A 22,845-nucleotide genomic window follows, 5' to 3' on the forward strand; every position below is an offset into this window, starting at 1 on the left:
TGCGGCGGTGCGCGGTTGCTCCACTACGATGGGGCCGCCCACCACCCGCCGCAGACCTTGTCGCCCCCTACATCCACCGCCCCCTTCGACTACGACGCCGCGCTCATGGCCTGTGCCCGCGGCGACCGTACAGCGTTGCAGCAGCTCTACCAGCGTGAAAGCCGGTACCTGATGGGCGTGGCGCTGCGCATCGTGCGCCAGCGCCAGCAGGCCGAAGACGTGCTGCACGATGCCTTCATCAGCATCTGGCAGCGCGCGGAGAGCTTCAACCCCGCGCTCGGCGAAGGCCGGGGCTGGGTCTACAGCGTGGTGCGCAACGCCGCGCTGAACATGGTGCGCAGCGGCGCGCGGCAGGTGAGCCTGGACGAAGACGCAGCCGTTGCGGTCGACGACCAAGCCTCGCTCGCGGCGTATGCGGCGGCGGGCGATCCGTTCGAGCTGCGCGCCGATCTGGGCAAGCTGCATGGCTGCCTCTCGGGGCTGGAGCCGGCGCGGCGCGATTGCATCCTCTATGCGTACGTCGAAGGCTGCTCGCATGGCGAAATCGCCGAGCGGCTGCAGACGCCGCTGGGCACGGTGAAAGCCTGGATCCAGCGCGGCATGCGCGCGTTGCGGGAGTGCATGGGATGAGCAGCGCTGAAGACAGAGACATCAACGACATCGACGGGCTCGCAGGCCAGTACGTGCTGGGCACGCTCTCGGCCACCGCACGCGCGGCGGTCGAGACACGGATGCGCAGTGAACCGGCGCTGCGCGAAGCGGTGCGCGCCTGGGAGGCGCGGCTGCAGCCGCTCATCGCGCTGGTGGAGCCGGCCGATCCGTCGCCTTCGCTGTGGACGCGCATCGAGCGCAGCGTCGATGGGCTGGGCCGGGCGTCGAAGAAGGCGCAGGCCGCGGGCGTCGCCGGCTGGTGGAACAACCTCAAGCTCTGGCGCGGGCTGGCCGCGGGCGGCTTCGCCATGGCGGCGCTGCTGCTGGCGGTGGTGGTCACGCGCGTCGGAGCGCCGCCGGCCACGCAGTACATGGTGGTGCTGGTCGCGCCCGAGAACAAGTCGCCTGGCTGGGTGATCCAGGCCAATTCGTCGCGCCAGCTCAACCTCGTGCCGCTGGGCACCTTCGAGGTGCCGCCGCAGAAGACGCTGCAGTTCTGGACCAAGGCCGACCAGTGGCGCGGGCCGGTGTCGCTCGGCTTGGTCAAGCAGCAGGGCCAGACGCTGCGCATCCCCATCGACAAGCTGCCGCCGCTGGAGCCGAATCAGCTGTTCGAGCTGACGCTGGAGCCAGAGAACGGTTCGCCGACCGACCGGCCGACGGGGCCGATCCAGTTCATCGGGCGCGCGGTCAAGGTGATGTAGCGGCGGCGGGCCCGCATTGCTCCTTCCCCTTCCGGGGGAAGGCTGGGATGGGGGCAAGCAGCGTTCGTTCGGCGTAATGCTTCATCACCCGCCGTCGTGCCCCCACCCCAACCCTCCCCCGGAAGGGGAGGGGAGAAAGACAAGCCTTGGGGCCACGGCCGACAGGGGGTCCGCATTGCTCCTTCCCCTTCCGGGGGAAGGCTGGGATGGGGGCAAGCGGCGTTCGTTCGGCGCAGTGCTTCATCCAATGCCGCCGTGCCCCCACCCCAACCCTCCCCCGGAAGGGGAGGGAGAAAGACAAGCCTTGGGGCCACGGCCGACAAGGGGCCCGCATTGCTCCTTCCCCTTCCGGGGGAAGGCTGGGATGGGGGCCAGCGGCGTTCGTTCGGTGCAGTGCTTCATCCAATGCCGTCGTGCCCCCACCCCAACCCTCCCCCGGAAGGGGAGGGAGAAAGACAGACAGGCCTTGGGGCGATGGCTGACACGGGACGCGCACATGCGCTGCAGATAATTCGCCTCATGACCGCCCTCGACTGCTACTACAGCCTCTCCTCCCCCTGGGCCTACCTCGGCGGCCCGCAACTGCAGGACATCGTGCGCCGCCATCATGTGCGGCTCACGCTCAAGCCCTACGACTTCCAGGCGGTGGTGCCGCAGACCGGCGGCATTCCGCTGAAGACGCGCCCCGAGCCGCGCCGCACGTACCACGCGCTCGAGCTGGCGCGCTGGAGCGAGTACCTCGGCATGCCAATGAACCTGGAACCCGCGCATTACCCGAAGGGCGCGCCCAGCGATCCGAACTGGAACAAGTACCCGGGCTGGATGGTGATCGCCGCGCAGCTCAAGGGGTTCGATGCGCAGCCGCTCTCGCATGCGCTGCTGCGCGCGCTGTGGGCCGAGGAGCGCGACACCTCGCAGGCCGATGTGCGCATCGCGGTCGCCAACGAAAACGGCTACGACGGCGCGCTGCTGCAGGCGCTGGAGCAGTCGGCCGAGACGCTGGCTGTGTACCGCGCGAACAGCGCCGAAGCGGTGGAAGCGGGCGTGTTCGGCGCGCCGACCTTCATCCTGAACGGTGAGCGGTTCTGGGGACAGGACCGGCTGGCGTTTCTCGACAGGGCGCTGGACAAGCTGCGCGCCGGCCGCTGAACGCCCGGGCGGTCGCCTTCAAATAAACGACCGCGGCAGCAGCGCCGGCACCAGCGTGCGGTTCATCCGCTCGCGCCACCAGCGCAGCGCCTGTCCCTTCGCGCCGGTCTTCCACGCGAGCCAGAACACCTCGGGCGCGCGCGGCTCCTGGGTCGGCAGTTCGACCAGCGTGCCGCGCGCCAACTCGTTCGCGATGCAGGCGCGCGGCAGAAAGCCGTGCCCGAGGCCGGCCACCTGGCAGGCGACCTTCGCGGCCATCGACGGCACGGTGATGCGCGGCTGGCCGGCGAGCAGCCCGACGGTGCGGTCCGAGAGCGTGCGGGCCGAATCGCCCACCACGATGGCGTTGCAGTCGAGCAGGTCGCCGCGCTCCAGCGGGCGCCCCACTCGCGTGAGCGGATGGGTGGGCGCGACGCAGAACGCGAATTCCAGGCTGCCCACGGTCGCCGCCTGGTAGCCGCCGCCCGCCGGGCCTTCGCCCGCGGCGATGACGATGTCGGCGCGGCCTTCGCGCAGCGCCTCCCAGCTGCCGGTGAGGGCCTCGCAGCCCACGCGCAGCCGGGTGCCGCAGCGCAGGTCTTCGAAGGCGCGGATGTCGCTGATGAGCGCCTCGGTGGGAATGAGCGAGTCGTGCACCAGCCGCAGCTCCGACTCGTAGCCGGTGGCGATCTGGCGCATGCGCGATTCGAGGTCGCTCGCGGCGCTCAGGAGCCAGCGGCCTTCTTTCAGCATTTCTTCGCCGACGGGCGTGAGGGTGACGCGCGGGCCGTTGCGCTCGAACAGCAGCATGCCGAGCTGCTCCTCGAGCTTGCCGACGGCGTAGGAGATGGTGGAGGGCACCTTGTTCAGGCGCATGGCGGCGGCGGCGAAGGAGCCGTGGCGCGCAATGGCATCGACGACCTCGATGGCTTCCAGGCTGAGTTTGAGCACGCGGTGGTCCTTGGTGAACAGGGGTGAAAAGAGAGGATCGAAAACTTCGATCATTGAGAGTGAAAAGTTTCGCCGATGACGGGCATCGAGGGCTCGATGATTCAGTCCATGCCAAGGAGATTCCCTCCGAAAGCAATTGTGAATTCAATCGATTGTCCGTTTAACCCCCAGGAGCCTTTTCATGTCCATCCAAGCCACCCCCACCGCCACCGCAACCGCCGGCTCCAAGCTGCTGACCCCCGCCGACCACACGCTGGTGATGATCGACTTCCAGTCGCAGATGGCCTTTGCCACGCACTCGATCGACGCGGTGAACCTGCGCAACAACGCGGCGCTGGTGGCGCAGGCGGCGGCCGGTTTCAAGGTGCCGACCATCCTCACGACGGTGGCCGAAAAAAGCTTCTCGGGCCCGATGTTCAGCGAGATCGCCGACGCGTTCCCGGGCCAGAAGATGCTGGACCGCACCTCGATGAACACCTGGGAAGACGCCGCCGTCATCGACCGCGTGAACGCCATCGGCAAGCCGCGCATCGTGCTGGCGGGCCTGTGGACCAGCGTGTGCATCGTGGGCCCGGCGCTGTCGGCGCTGGACCAGGGCTTCGAGGTGTACGTGATCGCCGATGCCTGCGGCGACGTCTCGACCGAAGCGCACAACCGCGCGATGGACCGCATGGTGCAGGCCGGCGCGCGGCCGATGACTTCGCTGCAGTACCTGCTGGAACTGCAGCGCGACTGGGCCCGCGGCGACACCTACGAGCTGACCACCGGCATCGCGAGGAAGGTGGGCGGCGCTTATGGCCTGGGCGTGACCTACGCGAAGACGATGTTCGGCGCGCACGAAGGCTGATCCGCAGGCCGGGTCGTCGGGCGCGGTGCCGGTGGCGATAATCCCCCGATGCGAATCCGCTTTACCAAGATGCAGGGGGCCGGCAACGATTTCGTCGTGCTGGACGAAACGCGCGGCACGCTGGGCCTCAGCACCGCGCAGTACCGCTTCCTGGCCGACCGCCATTTCGGCGTCGGCGCCGACCAGATCCTCACCGTGCGCCCGTCGCCGGCCGAAGGCATCGACTTTCAATACGTGATCCACAACGCCGACGGCGGCGAGGTCGAGCAGTGCGGCAACGGCGCGCGCTGCTTCATGCGCTTCGTGAAGGAGCACAAGCTCACCGACAAGTCCGAAGTGCGGGTACAGACGCTGGCCGGCGTGATCCAGCCGCGGATGGGCGACGACGGCCGGGTGACGGTCGACATGGGCGCCCCGATCTTCGAGGCCGCGCGCGTGCCTTTCGACACCGCCGGGCTCGATGCGCAGCCCGATGGTTCATGGGAAAAATGGCATCTCGCCCTGGGCACCCGGGCCGGCAGCCCCATCGTTGCGGTCGCGGTGCTGTCGATGGGCAACCCGCATGCGGTGCAGGTGGTCGACGATGTCGATACCGCCCCGGTGGCCGAGCAGGGCCCGCAGATCGAGCACCATCCGCGCTTTCCGCAGCGGGTGAACGCGGGCTTCATGCAGGTGCTCGACCGCTCCCATATCAAGCTGCGCGTGTTCGAGCGCGGCGCCGGCGAAACGCTGGCCTGCGGCACCGGCGCCTGCGCGGCGGTGGTGGCGGGCATCCGGCTCGGGCTGCTGGAGCGGCGCGTCGACGTGCAGACGCACGGCGGCATTCTCACGATCGAATGGCAGGGCGAGGGCCAGCCGGTGCTCATGACGGGTCCGGCCACGACGGTGTTCGAGGGCGACATCGACGTGCCCGATATTTCGGAAAAGCCATGACCAATTCCACTCACGACAACGACGCCATGAACCCGATCACCGAAGACGACATCGCCAATTACCTGGCGAACACGCCCGACTTCTTCGAGCGCCATGCGCAGTTGCTGGCGCAGGTGCAGCTCACCAGCCCCCACGGCAACCGCGCCGTGAGCCTGCAGGAGCGCCAGGCCGAGATGCTGCGCGAGAAGATCAAGGCGCTGGAGCACCGCCTGATGGACATGGTGCGCCACGGCACGGAAAACGTCGTCATCGCCGACCGGCTGCAGCGCTGGACCAAGGGCCTCCTGACCACGCGCGACCCGCGCAGCCTGCCGTACCGCATCGCGGTCGACCTGCAGTCGCTGTTCCTGGTGCCGCAGACGGCCATCAAGGTGTGGGACTGCAGCAGCGAATACCTGAACGAAGCCTATGCCCAGTGGGTGAGCGACGACGTGAAGGCGCTGGCCACCTCGCTCACTTCGCCGTACTGCGGCCTGAACTCGGGCTTCGAGGCCGCCAACTGGCTGCCGGAGCCGCAGGCGGCGATGTCGATCGCGCTGATTCCGCTGCGCGCCGATGCCGAATCGCCGGCCTTCGGCCTGCTGGTGCTGGCGTCGCCCGACGCACAGCGCTTCAACGCCGAGATGGGCACCGACTTTCTGGAGCGCATCGCCGAGCTGGCCTCGGGCGGGCTCTCGCGGCTGCGTCCTTGAACCGGCCGCGCTGGCTGCGCCGGCCCTGGCAGGTGGCGCTTTTCAGTGCGACGCTGGCCGTGGCGCTGGTCTATGTGGCCATCGCCGCGGTCATCTGGCGGCATGCGGACGGGGTGCTGCGCCATCCGCCGCAGCGCGGGGCGGATGCCGCGCTGGTCCTGGGCAGCCGCGCCTACCTGGACGGCAAGCCCAATCCCTGCCTCACCGGCCGTGTAGACACGGCCATCGCGCTGGCGCAGGCGGGCGGCGTGAAGCAGTTGGTGTTCAGCGGCGGTGTCGACAAGGAAGACGGCCGCATCGAGGCCGACGTGATGCACGCGCACGCGCTGGGCCTGGGTTTTGCCGGGCCGATGCTGCTGGAACCCGCGTCGACTTCCACGCGGCTGAACCTGTCGCTCTCGCGGCCGCTGCTGCAGTCCGCCGGGGTGCGCAGCGTGGTCATCGTGTCGGAGCCGTACCACCTGTGGCGCATCGAGCGACTGGTGCACATGAGCGGTTTCGACCAGGCCTTCGACGTGCAGTACGCCGCCGCGCCCACCTCGTGCTGGCGGCGCTGGGGCATGCTGTTCAAGGGCGCATTGCGCGAGCCGGCAGCCATCATCAACAATGCCGGCCATGGTTACTTGTTCTAGCACTCCCCCAGGCTTCGCGCACTTCGTGTCGCTTCTCCTTCCCCCTCGCCGGGGGCAATACCAGCGGCCCGGCAAAGCCGGTTCCGCGGTATTCCGCGTACAGGCATCCGCTTGAACGAGATGGACTCGATCGAAAAATATTTGGAGCATGTGCGCGTGGAGCGCCGGCTCGCGGCGCGCACGGTCGAGCTCTACGCCTTTCACCTGCAGGCGCTGAAGGAAAACGCGGCCGAGGCCAATCTGCCGCTGGACCGCGTGCAGACCGCCCACATCCGCCGCTGGATGGCCAAGCTGCACAGCGCCGGGCGCGAGCCGCGCGGCATTGCGCTGGTGCTGTCGTGCTGGCGCAGTTTTTATCGCTGGCTCGGGCATGAAGGGCTGATCGGCTTCAACCCGGTGCAGGACGTGCATGCCCCCAAGGCCGGCCGGCCGCTGCCCAAGGCGCTGGGCGTGGACGATGCGGTGCAACTGGCCGAGCTGCACGACGAAGACGCCGACCCGTGGACCGAGGCGCGCGACCGCGCCATCGTCGAAATCCTCTACGGCTGCGGCCTGCGGGTGAGCGAGCTCACGGGGCTCGATGCGCAGGCGAGCAACACCGCGCTGGGCTGGGTCGATCTCGACGCGATGGAGGCCAACGTGCTCGGCAAGGGCGGCAAGCGCCGCATCGTGCCGGTGGGCAGCAAGGCGGCCGAGGCGCTGCAGGAGTGGCTCGAGGTGCGCGGCGAGCGCCAGGCGCCCGCGCTCTTCGTGAGCGCGAAGGGCGCGCGAATGTCGTCGCAGGCGGTGTGGAAGCTCTTGCGCGAGCGCAGCCTGAAGGCCGGCCTCGCGGCGCCTGTGCATCCGCACATGCTGCGGCACTCGTTCGCGAGCCACGTGCTGCAGTCCAGCAGCGATCTGCGCGCGGTGCAGGAGTTGCTGGGCCACGCCAACATCGCGACCACGCAGATCTATACACGGCTGGATTTCCAGCATCTGGCAAAGGCCTATGACGCCGCGCATCCGCGCGCGAAGGCCAAGCCCGAGAACGACAAGTAAACAAGCAAAGAACAATGAAAACCCTTCGTCTCAAACCCGGCAAAGAGCGCTCGATGCAGCGCCGCCACCCTTGGGTCTTCGAATCCGCCATCGCGCGCGGCGGCGCCGATTCGGGCGAGACGGTGCGCGTGGAATCCCACGACGGCGCCTTTCTCGCCTGGGCGGCATTCAGCCCGACATCGAAGATCCGCGCGCGGGCCTGGAGCTTCGTCGAAACGCAGCGCATCGACGCGGCGTTCCTCGCATCGGTGTGCGAACGCGCCGTGCGCGCCCGCGGTCTCTTCGACCTGCAGAGCGACGGCGTGCGGCTGGTGCACGGCGAGGCCGATGGGCTTCCGGGGCTGATCGTCGACCGCTACGGCGATACGCTGGTGGCGCAGTTCCTCTCGGCCGGCGTCGAGCGCTGGAAAGACGCGCTCGCCGATGCGCTGCTCAAGGCCACGGGCCTCACCAAGCTCTACGAGCGCTCCGATGCCAGCGGCCGCGAGCGCGAGGGCCTGAAGCCGGTCACGGGCTGGCTGCGCGGGGAGGGCGCCACCGGCATCACCATTCGCGAGCACGACTGGAAGCTCTCGCTCGACATCGCGACCGGCCACAAGACCGGCTTCTACCTCGACCAGCGCGACAGTCGCCAGCGCTTTGCGGAGCTGGCGAAGCACCGGCGCTTCCGGCGCGTGCTCAATTGCTTCTGCTACACGGGCGGTTTCACCGTCGCGGCGCTGGCGGGGCTCAAGGCGGCAGATGCGCTCGAGGGCGCCGAGCTGGTGTCGGTCGATTCGTCGCAGCCGGCGCTGAACTTCGCGCGCGCCAACGTCGCGCTCAACGGTTTTGGCGGCGAGGGCTCGGGCGTGAAGACGGAGTTTCTCGATGCCAACGTGAACACCGTGCTGCGCGAGTTCATCGAGCAGGGTCGCACCTTCGACGCGATCGTGCTCGATCCGCCGAAGTTCGCTCCCACGGTGGCGCACGCCGAGCGCGCCGCGCGCGCCTACAAGGACATCAACCGCCTCGCGCTCAAGATTCTGGAGCCGGGCGGCGTGCTGCTGACTTTTTCGTGCTCGGGCGGTATCGGCGCCGACCTGTTCCACAAGATCGTGGCCTCGGCCGGGCTGGACGCGCACGTGGACGGTTACATCAGCGAACGACTGGGCGCGGCGCCGGACCACCCGATGACCATCGAATTCCCGGAGGGAGAGTATCTGAAGGGGCTGGTGGTGGTGAAAAAACCCGCTTGACCCCATCGGCAACGCAACTCAGTGGCATTGGCTAAACTGCCGGCCAACCCCCGTTTTTAGTTTTCCGCTTCCGGAGCACCCCTCATGGCCCTCATTCCCGCGACCATCCTCACCGGCTTTCTCGGCTCGGGCAAAACCACGCTGCTCAAGCGCATCCTGACCGAGGCCCATGGACAGAAGATCGCGGTCATCGAGAACGAGTTCGGCGAAGAGAACATCGACAGCGACATCCTCGTGACCGAATCCAAGGAGCAGATCATCCAGATGAGCAACGGCTGTGTCTGCTGCACCATCCGCGAAGACCTGCGCGAAGCGCTGCAGCTGCTGGCCGCCAAGAAGCGCCAGGGCCTGCTGGATTTCGACCGCGTGGTGATCGAGACCACCGGCCTGGCCGACCCCGGCCCCGTGGCACAGACCTTCTTCATGGACGACGAGATCGCCGAGAGCTACCTGCTCGACTCGATCCTCACGCTGGTCGATGCCAAGCACGCGCCGCAGCAGCTCAACGATCGCCAGGAAGCACGCCGCCAGGTGGGCTTTGCCGACCAGATCTTCATCAGCAAGAGCGAGCTGGTGTCGGCCGAGGAGACCGAGGCGCTGATCCACCGCCTCAAGCACATGAACCCGCGCGCGCCGCAGCAGAAGGCGCACTTCGGCGACGTGCCGCTCAAGGACATCTTCGACCTGCGCGGCTTCAACCTGAACGCCAAGCTCGACATCGACCCCGACTTCCTGAAGGAAGACGACCACGATCATCACGACCATGACCATGACCACGCGCATGGCGAGGCGTGCGACCACCCCTCGCACAAGCACGAAGGCCACGGCCACCATCACCACACCGACGACGACGTGAAGAGCTTCGTCTACAAGGCCGATCGGCCTTTCGACCCGGCCAAGCTCGAGGACTTCCTGGGTGCCATCGTCAACATCTACGGCCCGCGCATGCTGCGCTACAAGGGCGTGCTGAACATGAAGGGCACCGAGCGCAAGGTGATCTTCCAGGGCGTGCACCAGCTGATGGGCAGCGACCTGGGCCCGGAGTGGGGCAAGGACGAAAACCGCCAGAGCCGCATGGTGTTCATCGGCATCGAGTTGCCGCGGGAGATCCTGGAACAGGGTCTGGAGCAGTGCCTGGTCTGACTGCCGCTTGCTGACTGACCCGTCCTGCTATAGGTTGACACCTATGAAGGACACGGAGCCGGCTTGATCCAGCCGGCAATAGGCGCCCGATGAACCTCATCGGGCGTTTTCAATTTAGAGATTGGTGCGGTCTCTCCTGGTTGTCGATCTGCACGGACCGCTGGACCATCCGGTGTTGCGACGACCGGTTGAACCCGCCTGGACGGCGTTGATCTTCTGCTCAGGGTTAGAGGCACCGTCACAGACGAGGATTTTTTGATCGGACTGGCATGGGAAGCCGAGATGAAGCTCTCACAGGGGGGCTCATTCCCCATTCACCAGAGACACGCCGTCTACCGGCTCAAGCATCCATTTCGCAACGTCTGCGCCCAACCCGTAAATCACTGCATCCATTGAGCTGCATTCGGTGGTCTCCGCCGTGATATCAGAGGCTCGGGTGTGCATCTGGCGCAGGCCCTTGAATTGCGCAGCTGGCATTCCCGGTCGTTCCAGCACCGCATGGATGGCCACGATCGTGGGGCCGCCGGCGCTGACGGTCACGATGTCCATGATTTCGATCTTCAGCAAAGGGGCGGCTTCCCTACCGGTACCCGGCACAGGGAGCACAACTTCATACCGCGCCTTCAACTGATCTTGCACCGCCTGACGCAACGGGTCCGGCACGCCGCACGCGTCATCGGATTCAGACATCTGGCGCCCCTGGTAATGCCCGTACACGACTGGCGGCAGTGTCACCGCGTTGTAGGCAACAGGCGCGGGCGGCGTTTGCTCAGGCGCCTGGGGATCGCGCGAACCGCAAGCAGCCAGGATTGAGCTCGCTGCCATCGCGATGCACATGTTGCGCACGGATTGTCTTGCTGTCATGGATGAGCAGGGAGATGTGAAGCAGTCGACCACTGTCTGGCGCTACGCCGACATGAGCCTTGGCAAGGGGCAGTCTGACTGCGCCCTGACGCGTTTTGTTACATTAGTCTGCGGGGTTGGATGGATTTTGCAGGACCGACTACCTACTTACCGGACCAACCGCCCAGTCAAACTAAAGCTACAAGGAAATATGTTGCATGCAGACCATTAATTATAAAATGGAATACTCGATTCTTGAGTACGTTTTCGGCCTTATTGGTCCGGCAATCATCATTGCCGCAATTTTTTATCCAATTTCCGATCTTAAAATTGGAACCCTGCGGCTTCACCTGCCGACAGGCGTGGCCAATGGCATTCTCATGCTATTCGGGGCCTATGCCACCTATCTTACCGTTGGAGCGCTTTTCGAGAAGCGTGCTGCCAACAGTCGGGGAGCGAGCATTGTTCTTGATGAGAAAAGCATGTCTTTCACCACCGTTAAGAAATTCGCTGGCGTACTGACCACTGTGAGCTATGACGCAATCGATAAGGTCACCGTCACGGATATTCCGGAAACCTCCACATCGAGCGCAGAAAAAACAGTGGAAATTAATGCACCATCAATGGCGCCCAAAAAATACGAGTTCGATGCCATCCACATGGCAAAAGATTCAGATTTTGATGTTCTGGTGAATGCGCTCAAGCATCGCGCCATTAACGCCGCCTTCAGGAAAATATAATTCATGAGGTTCTTGAAGAAATTATTCCAGATAGTTTCTGGAAAAAAATACCGAAATTGCCCCAGTGGAGCCGCAGTGGACCCGGTAGCGCAGCGAGCGCTCAAAGCTGGGCTCATCAACTCCGAGCAGCTCATGGCGTATTGCGACAGTTACACAACTGGACTGTCTGACGATACGCTCGCGGAGGGGCTTGGCTCGCACTGGGGCATAAGCTCGCCTCAAGAGGCGGCTGAAACTCTGGAGTCACTCGGTCGCTACGGCCATCGCTTTTTCTACGACATTGTTTTTCGAGTTTACAGCGATGGTGCTTCAGGAGAGGGGCGCCAAGAGGTTCTCGAGGCATTGATAGCCAGTGGTCGATACGGTTCCCCGGAAACGGTGCGCAAGCAAATTAATGCGCAGGGGCCGTGCGAGGAAAAAGATCTCGTTTTCCCGGCTTTGGAAGGGGCCATGGAGATGTTGGAGAATCTGCGGTCGGTTTTTCGTCTTCTCGAAGACAAAGTTAATGGCTCGTATCTTCCCAAGGATTACAGCGCTGGAATACTTGCCTGGGATCTCGGTCGCCTCGTCACTGTTGCAAGGATGTCACTGGACTGCAAGTACATCGGGTTGAGTGAATTCAACAAAATTCTTGCGAATGTCGATGCAGAATTGTGTTCGAATTTTTCGTCGTGGCCACAGTTTGCAAAGAGCTACATCATTGGCCGGGCCAGTTGGGCAGGTCAAAATATGACATTAGGCGGGATTATCGGTATTGCCGAAGATCTTATGACCGATGAAAAGAGCCCCTGGGTGCTGTCTCCCCTGTGAGTTATTGGGTGGCCGCAGAAACTAGGCGCAGGATTCGGCATGGGCGAAGCCGGCGCTGAAGAGCTGTTCAAAGCCATCAATAACAGCATTCACGTTAAGCAGCGGCTGTGCAAAACCCTGACACCTGCTTGTAGCTGAGGTCGCATTTTTCTACTGATCTATCACCGACAACCCCATTCAGGACGGGTCAGACTCATAAAAAAAGGCGCTGCCCCGGAAGGGACAGCGCCTTTTTTTGTCGCTTTGGCGGGGTTTTACTTGCCCAGCGCGTTCAGCGGCTTGCCGTTGACCTTCAGGCTGCCTTCGCTGAACTCGACCTGCCCGGTGACATGTTCGCCGTCGCGCTTGACGAAGCCGCTGGCCTCGCCTTGCTCGACCAGCCCCGCCACCATTTCGGGCGGCGGCGTCTGGCCGCTCTCGGCGCCGGTGGCGGCGATCTGTTCGAGCCATTGCACCGGCAGCTGGGCGTTGGCCTTGAGCACGCCGCGCTTCATCAGGAGCGCCATGCCCGGGGCCTGCAGATCTTCGTCGGTCACGCCGACCATGCCGGCCGTGTAGCTGATTTCGCCGCGCTTGCCGCCGATCTCGACCACCATCTTGTCCAGCCCGAATTCGGGGCTGTACTTGGCCATGGCCTTCAGATCCGGGGCGAGCTGGTCGGCCAGGGCCTTCATTGCGGCCTGCGTGGCCTTGCTGCTGCTCTTGCCGCAGCCGGCCAGGGCGGTGGACTGCAGGTAGGCGTCGGCAAGCTTCCTGTAGCCGGCGGCGTGGATGCGGCGGGCGCCGCTGCTCATCTCGAACTTGTCGATGCTGGTCTCGCCGATCTTGCCCTGGCCCTTGAGGGTGCCTTCCGAGGCGTAGAGGCCGTCCTTGATGGTGGCTTCGCCGCTCAGGTCGATGTTCTGCAGCAGCACCTTCACGGGCTTGTGCGTGCCGGCCGGCGCGTCGGCATCAACGCTGCCCGAGAGGCCCTTGGTGGCGGAGAACTCGAAGGTGTCCAGGCGCCCTTCGGTCTTGCCGGTGACCAGGATCCAGCCCGCGCTGCTGTCCATGTCGGCCTTGGCCGTGATCTTGCCCATCTTGACCTGCACGCCCTTGGCCGCGTAGTTGAAGTCCAGGCCTGGCAGCGTCATGTCGTAGCGTGCCTTGGTGCGCGGGGCGTTCACCTCGATGTGGGCCTGCGCGCCCTGCCAGGTGAACTGGCCCTTGCCTTCTTCGGCCACCTTGACGGGCGCGACCGCCATGTCGATGGCGTAGCTGCCGTCGAAGTTGACCTTGGTGAACGCCGTCAGGGGCTTGGCCTTGCCGAAGAACTTCTCGGCTTCGGCCTGCGCCTTGATGTCGAGCACCAGTTCGCTGTCGATGGTGGCCGCCGCGAGCGTGCCGCCGGCGAACGGGCCGTGGTGGATGGTGTCGCGGAAGGTGAGGCGCAGCGGCTTGGGCGGGGTGCTGTCGGCTTCGTCCTTGTCCTCGTCCGGCTCCTCTTCGCCTTCGGCGGGCTTGGCGGCGGGTGCCTGCGCGACGGCGGGGGCGGTGGCGGCATCGGCCGCGCAGCCGATTTCCAGCGTGACGGTGCTCACGGCGCCGAAGAAGCTGCGGTCGTAATTGCGCTCGATCACGCGGACCAGCGCGGTCTGCTTGGGCATCTCGTCGAGTGCGGTGTCGTAGATCGAGCGGACTTTCGATCCGGTCCACCAGGTGCTCCCCCCGTAGGCGACGACGATGGCCGCGGCCACGGCTCCCAGAACTGCTTTCTTGCTCAAGACTTGCTTTCTTTTATCGAATGATCGGATGGGCCCGCACAGCCCTGATGGCAAGGCGGGCCGGCGCCACCCCCTCCGGCGACGCCGGCCGATGCTAACGGAGACGAAGGTCACGCAGACACATCGCCCGCGGTTTCGAGTTCTCTATACAATCGCGCGCCTGTTCCGCAAGCCATGCCCCGTTCGATCGATGGGATGTGGCTTCCGGCGCGGGGCGCCGCAGGTTCTTGCAGGGCTTTCGGGGGTATAACCCCGGGGTTCGCAACCCGCGGAACACCCCGACAACGTGGAGCCCGCGCGGCACGAAAGCCGCGAGTGGTTCCCATGGGAGGAGACACCCAGTGAAAGCGCGTTCCAGTTCGTCCAAGGAGCCAGTCACCGTGAAGAAACCCGCCGCCAAGGCCACGCCAGCATCCAAGCCCGCCGCTAAGAAGGCGACGGCTGCGAAGGCTGTACCCGCGGCGAAAAAGGTTTCCGCCACCGCGAAAGCCCCTGCAACGAAGGAGAAAAGCGCATCCAAAAAGCCCGCAGCATCACCGGCCAAGGCCGCCACCGCTGCGACAAAGAAGTCCGTACAGCCCGCCAAGCCTGCAACCGCAACCAAGACCGCAGGCACGGGTTCATCGTCATCCAAACCCGTCGGCCGCCCTGCTGCCGTTCCTTCCGCTTCCCCGATTCCCATGAAAAAAACGGCTGCCGCCTCCTCTTCCGCCCCGGCGACACCTTCGATGCCCGCTCAAACCGCCACGCCCGCTCCCGCCGCGCGTGGGGGCCGCGTGTCCCGGCTGTCGCAACTGACCGTTCCCTCGATGCCGCAGTCCGTGGCGTCGACCGCCGCCAAGTCCAGCTTCTCGCAGGCACCGTCCACCGCGCTGGTGCCGCCGCCGCCGCTGGCCGTCAAGAAAGACCCCAAGCTCGCGAACAACTGGAAGACCAAGACGCCGGCCGAGCTGACCGATGCCGAAGTCATCGCGATGCCCGACACCGAGTACATGAACGAAAAGCAGATGGCGTTCTTCCGCCTGAAGCTCGTCGAACTCAAGCGCGGCATCCTGGAAAACGCCGGCGAGACCACCGAGCACCTGCGTGAAGACACGGTGGTCGTGCCCGATCCGGCCGACCGCGCCACCATCGAGGAAGAACACGCCCTCGAACTGCGCACCCGCGACCGCGAGCGCAAGCTGCTCAAGAAGATCGAGCAGTCGATCCAGCGCATCGACGCCGGCGACTACGGCTACTGCGACGAGACCGGCGAACCCATCGGCGTCGGCCGCCTGCTGGCCCGCCCGACCGCCACGCTGTCGCTCGAGGCGCAGCAGCGCCGCGAGCTCAAGCAGAAAATGTTCGGGGATTGAACGGAATCGCGGTAGCAAGAAACCAGTTCGTTCGATAGTCTTCGCCGAATGCCAAAGGAAGAATCGGGCCGCCTTTTTTCGAAGGTGGCCAAGTTTGTCCGCAATCCGCTCAAGGATTGGTCGGAGCTGGATGCGCCTTCCTCCACCACGTCGGACTCCTCGCTGCCCGAGCAGACCTACAGCCGGGAGATGCTCAAGGAAATGATCGAGCGGCGCCAGCGCAACGATTTCGTGCGCCGGCGCGAGTTCGACATGCTGCGCAAGCTCCGCCAGCGCGAGGCTGCGGCCCACGCCTTCGAGGGGACGGTCACGCCGTCGTCGTTCAACATCAACAGCTCTTCGGAAAAGTCCGAGGGCCGCGCGCTCACGCTCAAGAAGATCGACGAGATCGAAGAGCAGATGTCGCAGCAGTGGTGGAAGGGCCGGGGCCCGAACGGCGAAACGCTGGTCAATCCACCACCCGATGCCGGTGCCGAGACGCTGCCGCCGGTGCATGTCGACGACCTACTCGAGCCGCCGCCGGTGCATCGCACGGTCGCGGCCGTGGCCGTGGCGCCCGTCGAGGCCGCGGGTGCGGCGGAAGGCGCCGGCAGTGCATCGCCACTGCTGTCTTCCCGACTGGCGCACGACGGCGCGCTCGAAGAGGCGGTGATCCGCTTTGCGCATGGCGACGACACCGGCGCCGAGGCGATCCTGCTGCAGGCGCTGGCCTCCGAGAGCACCCCGGCCGCCGATGGCGAGCACGACGCCGCGGCCGAACGCGACGACAGCCGCTGGCGCACCCTGTTCGACCTGTACCGCGCCACCGGCGACGCCGCCAAGTTCGCGGCCGCCCGCATGCGCTACGCGCAGCGCATGAAGCGCATGGGCCCGGACTGGGTGTCGTTCGAGGAGCTGGCCCGCAGCGTGAAGGCGGTGACCGCCAGCGAAGAGGCCGAGCAGGGCGGCGAGGGCGGCGCCCTGGCCGACTGGAACAGCCCCGCGCGCCTGGCCCGCGAAGGGTTGATGGGCCTCACGCGCGCGTTGTCGCAGGCCGGGTCGGTCTGGACGCTCGACTGGCGCTCGCTGACCGCCATCGAGCCGGAAGCTGCCGCGCCGCTGCGCGTGCTGCTGACCCACTGGGCCGATTCACCGGTCAAGCTGCGTTTCATCGGCACTGCGCAATTGCTGGCGGTGCTGGCCGAGGCCGCTCCCAACAACGAACGCGGCACCGACGACGTCTGGTGGCAGCTGCACCTGGCCGCGCTGCGCGTGATGCACCTGCCCGACGACTTCGAGCTGGTGGCGCTCAACTACTGCATCACCTACGAGGTGTCGCCGCCGTCCTGGCAGGACCCGGTCGGCGAATGCACCGCGCTCGCCGCGCCGCCGCCGAGCCGCAGCAACTCGGTGTGGTCCCTGCTCTCGAGCGCTGAATCCGAGAGCTTCCCGACGCACGACACCGGCTTCGCCGCACTGGCGGGCGACCTGCGGGGCGAGTCGCTGTCGGCCTGGCAGCGGCTGGACGCCGACCTGCGGCACAGCACGGCGCCCGTCATCTCGTGCGCGGCGCTGCTGCGCATGGACCTCGCGGCGGCCGGCACGCTGCTGAGCTGGGTGCGGACACGGGACGCCAACGGCGAGCGGGTGCAGTTCGTCGATGCGAACCGGCTGATCGCCGCGCTTTTCGGGTTGGTGGGCATTGCCGATCACGCCACCGTAGCGATCCGAAAGAACTGAAACGGCCCTGTTTCGGGGTTGCATTGCCTTGGGCCATCCCCAGATGGCTTCGATGGAACAGTTTCACGGCACCACCATCGTGAGCGTGCGCCGCAAGACCCCCCAAGGCGACCAGGTCGCCATCGGCGGGGACGGGCAGGTCACTCTCGGCAATATCGTCATCAAAGGAACGGCGCGCAAAGTGCGCCGGCTCTATCACGGCAAGGTGCTGGCCGGCTTTGCCGGCGCCACCGCCGACGCCTTCACGCTCTTCGAGCGCTTCGAGGCCAAGCTCGAAAAGCACCAGGGCCACCTGACCCGTGCGGCCGTCGAGCTCACCAAGGACTGGCGCACCGACCGCGTGCTGCGCAAGCTGGAGGCCATGCTGGCCGTGGCGGATGCCACCACCTCGCTCATCATCACCGGCAACGGCGACGTGCTGGAGCCCGAAGACGGCGTGATCGCCATCGGTTCGGGCGGCGCGTATGCGCAGTCGGCGGCCAAGGCGCTGATCGACAACACCGACCTCTCGGCCGAGCAGATCGTGCGCAAATCGCTGGCGATCGCCGGAGAAATCTGCATTTACACGAACATGAACCACACGGTGGAAGCGCTCTGACCATGTCCATGACCCCCCAGGAAATCGTCTCCGAGCTCGACAACCACATCGTCGGGCAGCCGGCCGCCAAGCGCGCCGTGGCCATTGCCCTGCGCAACCGCTGGCGCCGCCAGCAGGTCGACGAGAAGCTGCGCAGCGAGATCACCCCGAAGAACATCCTCATGATCGGCCCGACGGGCGTGGGCAAGACCGAGATCGCCCGCCGCCTCGCGCGCCTGGCGGATGCGCCCTTCATCAAGGTCGAGGCGACCAAGTTCACCGAGGTGGGCTATGTCGGCAAGGACGTCGATTCGATCATCCGCGACCTCGCCGAAATCGCTGTCAAGCAGACCCGCGAATCGGAAAGCGCCAAGGTGCGTGCGCGTGCGGAAGACGCCGCCGAGGACCGCATCCTCGATGTGCTGCTGCCCCCGGCGCGCGGCGCCGATGGCACGACTCCGGCCATCGATGGCCCCAACCCCACGCGCCAGGCCTTCCGCAAGAAGCTGCGCGAGCACCAGCTCGATGACAAGGAGATCGAACTCGACCTCGCCGAAACGCGTGCGCCGCTGGAGATCATGGGCCCCGCCGGCATGGAGGAGATGACCGAGCAACTGCGCGGCATGTTCGGCCAGATGGGCGGCGGCAAGCGCAAGACGCGCAAGCTCAAGATCGCCGAGGCGCTGCGCCTCCTGATCGACGAGGAGGCGGCCAAGCTGGTCAACGAGGACGAGATCCGCGCGCAGGCCATCACCAACGCCGAGCAGAACGGCATCGTCTTCATCGACGAGATCGACAAGGTCGCTACGCGCAGCGAATCGCAGGGCTCCGACGTGTCGCGCCAGGGCGTGCAGCGCGACCTGCTGCCGCTGGTCGAGGGCACGGCCGTGACCACCAAGTACGGCGTCGTGCGCACCGACCACATGCTGTTCATCGCGAGCGGCGCGTTCCACCTGAGCAAACCGAGCGACCTGATCCCCGAGCTGCAGGGGCGTTTTCCGATCCGCGTCGAACTGCAGTCGCTGTCCATCGCCGACTTCGAGAGCATCCTCACGCAGACCCGCGCATCGCTCGTGAAGCAATACCAGGCGCTGCTCGCGACGGAGGGCGTGACGCTCGATTTCCAGCCCGACGGCGTGACCCGCCTGGCAAGCATTGCGTTCGAGGTGAACGAGCGCACCGAGAACATCGGCGCGCGCCGTTTGTCGACCGTGATGGAGCGCCTGCTCGATGAGGTAAGCTTCGACGCGGCCCGCATCGAAGGTCAGACGATCCGCATCGATGCCGCTTATGTCGACGAGCGCCTTGCGGCACTTAGTCACGACGAAGACCTTTCACGCTTCATCCTCTGAAGCCGCTTCTCTTCCCCTGTAACGGCGGGAATCCTTCACGCATCACTTTCACTGCGTGAGCTAAGTGCTTAATTTTCAACGAAATTCGCCGATTCCGAGGTTTTGGAATCGGCGCTAAGTCGTTGATTCCATTACAAAAAATACCACCAACGGCCAGTTGCGCCCCCAGTGTTTCCTGCTACAGTGCAAAAAAGTGCAGTTAAGTGGGAAAAAGTGCGGGTAGTGCCTCTTTCGGGCATTGCAGCACCTCCCATCACAGGGGTTTGTGGTCGTGTTTCAAGGCGCTTCATCGCTCAGTCTGGATGCCAAGGGGCGGCTCTCCGTGCCGACCCGGCACCGTGACGTCCTGAGCGCAACGGCAGGCGGCCAGCTCACGATCACCAAGCATCCGCACGGATGCCTGATGGTGTTCCCCCGTCCCGAATGGGAAAAATTCCGCGAGCGCATCGCCGCGCTGCCGATGTCGGCGCAGTGGTGGAAGCGCGTCTTCCTCGGTAACGCGATGGACGTCGAGATGGACGGCACCGGCCGCATTCTGGTCTCGCCCGAGCTGCGCGCCGCCACCGGCATCGCGCGCGACACCCTGCTGCTGGGCATGGGCAACCACTTCGAACTCTGGGACAAGGCCACCTACGAGGCCAAGGAGGCCGAGGCCACCCAGGGTCAGATGCCGGATGTGTTTCAGGACTTCGCGTTCTGAGGACTCACGTGAACACCCCATGGACCCATACGACCGTCTTGCTGAACGAAGCGGTGGAAGCCCTTCTTTCCGGCAGCACGGCGGCGACCGGCACCTATGTCGATGCAACTTTCGGCCGGGGAGGGCACGCGCGGGCGATCCTCGCGCGGCTGGCGCCGGAAGGCAGGCTGATCGCATTCGACAAGGATGCGGAAGCAGTGGCCGAAGCAGCGCGCATCTCGGATGCGCGTTTTTCTATCCGGCACCAGGGATTCCGTTCGCTGGGCGAGCTGCCCGATGCGAGCGTCAACGGCTTGTTGATGGACTTGGGCGTGAGTTCGCCGCAGATCGACAACCCGGTGCGCGGCTTCAGTTTTCGATTCGACGGCCCGCTCGACATGCGCATGGACACCACGCGCGGCGAGAGCGTGGCCGAGTGGCTGGCAACAGCCGAACTTCAGCAGATTGCAGAGGTGATCCGTGACTATGGCGAAGAACGGTTTGCTGTTCAGATTGCAAAGGCGATTGTTGCTCGCCGACAAGAACGGGGCGCAATTTCAACCACCACCGAACTGGCCGAGCTCGTGGCTGGCACGGTCAAAACCCGCGAGCAGGGCCAGAACCCTGCAACGCGCACATTTCAGGCTTTTCGGATTTTCATCAACGCCGAGCTTGAAGAGCTGCAACAGGCGCTAGAGGCGAGCCTGTCCGTGTTGCAGCCCGGCGGCCGGCTCGCGGTGATCAGCTTCCATTCGCTGGAAGACCGCATCGTCAAGCAGTTCATCGCCAGGCACTCGAAGGAGGTCTACGACCGCCGGGCGCCTTTCGCTGCGCCCAAGGTGATGAAGCTCAACGCGCTCGAGCGCATCAAGCCGTCCGAAGACGAAGTGCGCGGCAATCCGCGTTCGCGCAGCGCGATCCTGCGCGTGGCCGAGCGCACCGAGGCCAACTGACATGGCCCGGCTCAACCTGCTCCTGCTGATGGCCGTCATCGCGACGTCGCTCTATCTCGTCCATACGCAGTACCGCTCGCGCCAGCTCTACACCGAGCTCGACCGCGTGCAGCAGGAGGCGCGCCGCCTCGAAACCGACCACGACCGCCTGCAGGTCGAAAAGCGTGCCCAGGCCACGCCGCTGCGCGTCGAGAAGCTCGCCAAGGAGCAGCTGCAGATGCGTACCACCACGCCGGCCATCACGCAGTACGTGCGTCTGGACGGCTCGGTGATCCCGGCCGTCGCGCCGCTGCCGCCCGTGACTCCGCCGAAGCCAGCCGCCACCGCCGCAAGGGGGGCTGCACGATGAGCCGCCGCGACCGCAGCGTTCGTTACACCACCAGCCCCTTGCTCGCGAGCAAGACGCCGGTGTGGCGCAGCAAGTTCATCGTCGCGGGCATCGCGTTCGGCTTTCTCGGGCTTGCCGGGCGCGCCGCGTACGTGCAGGTCTTCAACAACAGCTTCTTCCAGCGGCAGGGCGAAGTGCGCTTTGCGCGCACGCTGGAGCTGCCGGCCAACCGCGGCCGCATCCTCGATCGCAACGGGCTCATCCTCGCCTCCAGCGTGGTGGCGCCCAGCATCTGGGCCATTCCGGAAGACATCGAGCGCGACGACCCCGAGGTGCGCGCCAAGCTCAAGCAGGTGGCCAAGCTCCTGGAGATGCCGCAGAAGGACTTCGACAAGAAGCTGCAGGACGAGGACAAGACCTTCGTCTGGATCAAGCGCCAGGTCGACGAGCCCATCGCCAAGCAGATCGCCGCGATGAACCTCAAGGGCATCTATCAGCGCAAGGAATACAAGCGCCAGTACCCCGAGGGCGAGGCCGCCGCGCACGTGGTGGGCTTCACCAATGTGGAAGACAGCGGCCAGGAAGGCATCGAGCTCGCGTTCAACAAGGAACTGGCCGGCAAGGCGGGTTCGCGCCGCGTCATCAAGGACCGCCTGGGCCGCGTGGTCGAGGGCGTGGGCGACATCGTGCCGCCGCTCGATGGCCAGGACATCCAGCTGAGCGTGGACAGCAAGGTGCAGTTCTTCGCCTACCAGAAGCTGCGCGACGCCGTGACGGCCCGCAAGGCCAAGGCCGGCAGCGTGGTGGTGCTCGACTCGATCACCGGCGAGGTGCTGGCCCTGGCCAACTACCCGAGCTACGTGCCCGACAAGCGCCAGAACCTCACCGGCGAACAGCTGCGCAACCGCGCCGTCACCGACACCTTCGAGCCCGGCTCGACGATGAAGCCCATCACCGTCGGCATGGCGCTGGAAGCCGGCCGCGTGAAGCCCTCGACCCTGATCGAGACCGGCCCCGGCCGCTTCCAGATCGGCGGCTTCACCATCAGCGACACCCACAACTACGGCACGCTGACGGTCGAGGGCGTGATCCAGAAATCGAGCAACGTCGGCGCGCTCAAGATCGCGCAGAAGATGACGCCCCACGAGATGTGGGACACCTACACCGCGCTCGGCTACGGCCAGAAGCCGCAGATCCAGTTCCCCGGCGCGGTCACCGGGCGGCTGCGTCCGTGGAAGACCTGGAAGCCGGTCGAGCAGGCCACCATGGCCTACGGCTACGGCCTGTCGGCGTCGCTGTTCCAGATGGCGCATTCGTACACCTCGTTCGCGCACGACGGATCGATCATTCCGGTCACCATCCTGAAGAACTCCGAGCCGCCGGTCGGCGTGCGGGTGTTCTCGCCTTCCAATGCGCTGGCCGTGCGCAAGATGCTGCAGATGGCCGCCGGCCCCGGCGGCACCGGCACGCGTGCGCAGACGGTCGGCTACTCGGTCGGCGGCAAGTCGGGCACGGCCCACAAGCAGGTCGGCAAGGGCTACGCAAGCAACAAGTACCGCGCCTGGTTCACCGGCATGGCGCCCATCGAGAAGCCGCGCATCATCGTCGCGGTGATGATCGACGAGCCCAGCGATGGCCAGTATTTCGGCGGCGTCGCCGCGGCGCCCGTGTTCAGCGAAGTCGTGCAGCAGACGCTGCGCATGATGAACGTCGCGCCCGACCTCGCGGTCAAACCCCTGGTGATGACGCAGGGCGTCGACGAGAGCTTCTGA

23 protein-coding genes are annotated in these 22,845 nt (G+C 65.7%); 20 read left to right on the plus strand and 3 right to left on the minus strand.

Features of this window, described 5'->3' with window-relative positions; translation table 11 throughout:
* The first annotated feature begins 105 nt into the window (after positions 1 to 105).
* The 3 genes from M2282_RS14110 (at position 106) to M2282_RS14120 (ending at position 2,504) form a co-directional block, all read left to right on the plus strand.
* Positions 106 to 630, plus strand: coding sequence for a sigma-70 family RNA polymerase sigma factor (locus M2282_RS14110; protein WP_280809610.1), 525 nt, complete (start codon positions 106 to 108; stop codon positions 628 to 630).
* Positions 627 to 1,355 (plus strand): anti-sigma factor, encoded by a 729-nt coding sequence (locus M2282_RS14115; RefSeq protein WP_280809399.1) that lies wholly within the window; start codon positions 627 to 629, stop codon positions 1,353 to 1,355. The genes M2282_RS14110 and M2282_RS14115 overlap by 4 nt, the downstream gene beginning before the upstream one ends.
* A gap of 519 nt (positions 1,356 to 1,874) precedes the next feature.
* Positions 1,875 to 2,504 carry a 2-hydroxychromene-2-carboxylate isomerase gene (locus M2282_RS14120; protein ID WP_280809400.1) on the plus strand — a complete coding sequence of 210 codons (630 nt, stop codon included), beginning with the start codon at positions 1,875 to 1,877 and terminating at the stop codon, positions 2,502 to 2,504.
* An 18-nt stretch (positions 2,505 to 2,522) separates the two neighbouring features.
* Here the strand turns inward: M2282_RS14120 and M2282_RS14125 are convergent, their stop codons facing one another.
* Positions 2,523 to 3,434, minus strand: coding sequence for a LysR family transcriptional regulator (locus tag M2282_RS14125; protein WP_280809401.1), 912 nt, complete (start codon positions 3,432 to 3,434; stop codon positions 2,523 to 2,525).
* Positions 3,435 to 3,615: 181 nt separating this feature from the next.
* On the opposite strand from M2282_RS14125, the gene M2282_RS14130 reads away from it, so the two are divergent.
* The 7 genes from M2282_RS14130 to M2282_RS14160 all read left to right on the plus strand — a co-directional run bounded on the left by M2282_RS14130 (position 3,616) and on the right by M2282_RS14160 (position 9,954).
* Positions 3,616 to 4,281, plus strand: coding sequence for a hydrolase (locus tag M2282_RS14130; RefSeq protein ID WP_280809402.1), 666 nt, complete (start codon positions 3,616 to 3,618; stop codon positions 4,279 to 4,281).
* Between the two features lie 48 nt (positions 4,282 to 4,329).
* Complete coding sequence (gene dapF, locus M2282_RS14135) at positions 4,330 to 5,214, plus strand: diaminopimelate epimerase (RefSeq protein ID WP_280809403.1); 885 nt, start codon at positions 4,330 to 4,332, stop codon at positions 5,212 to 5,214.
* The gene (locus M2282_RS14140; RefSeq protein WP_280809404.1) at positions 5,211 to 5,906 is read left to right on the plus strand and encodes a DUF484 family protein; all 696 of its coding nucleotides are present in this window, start codon (positions 5,211 to 5,213) and stop codon (positions 5,904 to 5,906) included. The genes dapF and M2282_RS14140 overlap by 4 nt, the downstream gene beginning before the upstream one ends.
* Positions 5,903 to 6,538 (plus strand): YdcF family protein, encoded by a 636-nt coding sequence (locus M2282_RS14145; protein ID WP_280809405.1) that lies wholly within the window; start codon positions 5,903 to 5,905, stop codon positions 6,536 to 6,538. Before M2282_RS14140 ends, M2282_RS14145 begins: the two co-directional genes overlap by 4 nt.
* Before the next feature lie 120 nt (positions 6,539 to 6,658).
* Positions 6,659 to 7,576, plus strand: a complete 918-nt coding sequence (locus M2282_RS14150) for a tyrosine recombinase XerC (RefSeq protein WP_280809611.1) — start codon at positions 6,659 to 6,661, stop codon at positions 7,574 to 7,576.
* A gap of 14 nt (positions 7,577 to 7,590) precedes the next feature.
* Positions 7,591 to 8,811 (plus strand): class I SAM-dependent rRNA methyltransferase, encoded by a 1,221-nt coding sequence (locus tag M2282_RS14155; RefSeq protein ID WP_280809406.1) that lies wholly within the window; start codon positions 7,591 to 7,593, stop codon positions 8,809 to 8,811.
* 84 nt (positions 8,812 to 8,895) lie between these two features.
* The gene (locus M2282_RS14160; protein WP_280809407.1) at positions 8,896 to 9,954 is read left to right on the plus strand and encodes a CobW family GTP-binding protein; all 1,059 of its coding nucleotides are present in this window, start codon (positions 8,896 to 8,898) and stop codon (positions 9,952 to 9,954) included.
* Between the two features lie 303 nt (positions 9,955 to 10,257).
* Here the strand turns inward: M2282_RS14160 and M2282_RS14165 are convergent, their stop codons facing one another.
* Entirely contained in the window at positions 10,258 to 10,818 is a 561-nt protein-coding gene (locus M2282_RS14165) for a hypothetical protein (RefSeq protein ID WP_280809408.1), read from the minus strand.
* A 197-nt stretch (positions 10,819 to 11,015) separates the two neighbouring features.
* Between M2282_RS14165 and M2282_RS14170 the strand changes: the two genes are divergently transcribed.
* Together M2282_RS14170 and M2282_RS14175 are read left to right on the plus strand one after the other, a co-directional pair.
* Entirely contained in the window at positions 11,016 to 11,537 is a 522-nt protein-coding gene (locus M2282_RS14170) for a hypothetical protein (RefSeq protein ID WP_280809409.1), read from the plus strand.
* A 3-nt stretch (positions 11,538 to 11,540) separates the two neighbouring features.
* The gene (locus M2282_RS14175; protein ID WP_280809410.1) at positions 11,541 to 12,347 is read left to right on the plus strand and encodes a DUF1266 domain-containing protein; all 807 of its coding nucleotides are present in this window, start codon (positions 11,541 to 11,543) and stop codon (positions 12,345 to 12,347) included.
* 254 nt (positions 12,348 to 12,601) lie between these two features.
* Here M2282_RS14175 and M2282_RS14180 read toward each other — a convergent pair whose 3' ends face one another.
* Positions 12,602 to 14,110, minus strand: a complete 1,509-nt coding sequence (locus tag M2282_RS14180) for a YdgA family protein (RefSeq protein ID WP_280809411.1) — start codon at positions 14,108 to 14,110, stop codon at positions 12,602 to 12,604.
* 380 nt (positions 14,111 to 14,490) lie between these two features.
* On the opposite strand from M2282_RS14180, the gene dksA reads away from it, so the two are divergent.
* The 8 genes from dksA (at position 14,491) to M2282_RS14220 (ending at position 22,845) form a co-directional block, all read left to right on the plus strand.
* Complete coding sequence (gene dksA / locus M2282_RS14185; protein WP_280809412.1) at positions 14,491 to 15,465, plus strand: RNA polymerase-binding protein DksA; 975 nt, start codon at positions 14,491 to 14,493, stop codon at positions 15,463 to 15,465.
* A 48-nt stretch (positions 15,466 to 15,513) separates the two neighbouring features.
* Complete coding sequence (locus M2282_RS14190; RefSeq protein WP_280809413.1) at positions 15,514 to 17,184, plus strand: STAS domain-containing protein; 1,671 nt, start codon at positions 15,514 to 15,516, stop codon at positions 17,182 to 17,184.
* Between the two features lie 52 nt (positions 17,185 to 17,236).
* On the plus strand, positions 17,237 to 17,782 hold the full coding sequence (gene hslV, locus M2282_RS14195; protein ID WP_042578379.1) for an ATP-dependent protease subunit HslV: 546 nt from the start codon (positions 17,237 to 17,239) through the stop codon (positions 17,780 to 17,782).
* A gap of 2 nt (positions 17,783 to 17,784) precedes the next feature.
* On the plus strand, positions 17,785 to 19,113 hold the full coding sequence (hslU, locus tag M2282_RS14200; RefSeq protein WP_280809414.1) for an ATP-dependent protease ATPase subunit HslU: 1,329 nt from the start codon (positions 17,785 to 17,787) through the stop codon (positions 19,111 to 19,113).
* A gap of 271 nt (positions 19,114 to 19,384) precedes the next feature.
* Positions 19,385 to 19,813, plus strand: coding sequence for a division/cell wall cluster transcriptional repressor MraZ (mraZ, locus tag M2282_RS14205; RefSeq protein WP_280809415.1), 429 nt, complete (start codon positions 19,385 to 19,387; stop codon positions 19,811 to 19,813).
* A gap of 8 nt (positions 19,814 to 19,821) precedes the next feature.
* On the plus strand, positions 19,822 to 20,745 hold the full coding sequence (gene rsmH, locus M2282_RS14210; protein ID WP_280809416.1) for a 16S rRNA (cytosine(1402)-N(4))-methyltransferase RsmH: 924 nt from the start codon (positions 19,822 to 19,824) through the stop codon (positions 20,743 to 20,745).
* Between the two features lies 1 nt (position 20,746).
* The gene (gene ftsL / locus M2282_RS14215) at positions 20,747 to 21,094 is read left to right on the plus strand and encodes a cell division protein FtsL (RefSeq protein ID WP_280809417.1); all 348 of its coding nucleotides are present in this window, start codon (positions 20,747 to 20,749) and stop codon (positions 21,092 to 21,094) included.
* Complete coding sequence (locus tag M2282_RS14220) at positions 21,091 to 22,845, plus strand: peptidoglycan D,D-transpeptidase FtsI family protein (protein WP_280809418.1); 1,755 nt, start codon at positions 21,091 to 21,093, stop codon at positions 22,843 to 22,845. Before ftsL ends, M2282_RS14220 begins: the two co-directional genes overlap by 4 nt.

The organism is Variovorax boronicumulans, assembly GCF_029892485.1.
GTDB lineage: Bacteria > Pseudomonadota > Gammaproteobacteria > Burkholderiales > Burkholderiaceae_C > Variovorax > Variovorax boronicumulans_B.

Excerpts from the sequence above, each read along its gene's own strand:
- M2282_RS14110 (WP_280809610.1), top strand. The coding sequence starts at position 106 with ATGGCCTGTGCCCGCGGCGACCGTACAGCGTTGCAGCAGCTCTACCAG.
- M2282_RS14115 (WP_280809399.1), top strand. The coding sequence starts at position 627 with ATGAGCAGCGCTGAAGACAGAGACATCAACGACATCGACGGGCTCGCA.
- M2282_RS14120 (WP_280809400.1), top strand. The coding sequence starts at position 1,875 with ATGACCGCCCTCGACTGCTACTACAGCCTCTCCTCCCCCTGGGCCTAC.
- M2282_RS14130 (WP_280809402.1), top strand. The coding sequence starts at position 3,616 with ATGTCCATCCAAGCCACCCCCACCGCCACCGCAACCGCCGGCTCCAAG.
- dapF (WP_280809403.1), top strand. The coding sequence starts at position 4,330 with ATGCGAATCCGCTTTACCAAGATGCAGGGGGCCGGCAACGATTTCGTC.
- M2282_RS14140 (WP_280809404.1), top strand. The coding sequence starts at position 5,211 with ATGACCAATTCCACTCACGACAACGACGCCATGAACCCGATCACCGAA.
- M2282_RS14150 (WP_280809611.1), top strand. The coding sequence starts at position 6,659 with ATGGACTCGATCGAAAAATATTTGGAGCATGTGCGCGTGGAGCGCCGG.
- M2282_RS14155 (WP_280809406.1), top strand. The coding sequence starts at position 7,591 with ATGAAAACCCTTCGTCTCAAACCCGGCAAAGAGCGCTCGATGCAGCGC.
- M2282_RS14160 (WP_280809407.1), top strand. The coding sequence starts at position 8,896 with ATGGCCCTCATTCCCGCGACCATCCTCACCGGCTTTCTCGGCTCGGGC.
- M2282_RS14165 (WP_280809408.1), bottom strand. The coding sequence starts at position 10,818 with ATGACAGCAAGACAATCCGTGCGCAACATGTGCATCGCGATGGCAGCG.
- M2282_RS14170 (WP_280809409.1), top strand. The coding sequence starts at position 11,016 with ATGCAGACCATTAATTATAAAATGGAATACTCGATTCTTGAGTACGTT.
- M2282_RS14175 (WP_280809410.1), top strand. The coding sequence starts at position 11,541 with ATGAGGTTCTTGAAGAAATTATTCCAGATAGTTTCTGGAAAAAAATAC.
- M2282_RS14190 (WP_280809413.1), top strand. The coding sequence starts at position 15,514 with ATGCCAAAGGAAGAATCGGGCCGCCTTTTTTCGAAGGTGGCCAAGTTT.
- hslV (WP_042578379.1), top strand. The coding sequence starts at position 17,237 with ATGGAACAGTTTCACGGCACCACCATCGTGAGCGTGCGCCGCAAGACC.
- hslU (WP_280809414.1), top strand. The coding sequence starts at position 17,785 with ATGTCCATGACCCCCCAGGAAATCGTCTCCGAGCTCGACAACCACATC.
- ftsL (WP_280809417.1), top strand. The coding sequence starts at position 20,747 with ATGGCCCGGCTCAACCTGCTCCTGCTGATGGCCGTCATCGCGACGTCG.
- M2282_RS14220 (WP_280809418.1), top strand. The coding sequence starts at position 21,091 with ATGAGCCGCCGCGACCGCAGCGTTCGTTACACCACCAGCCCCTTGCTC.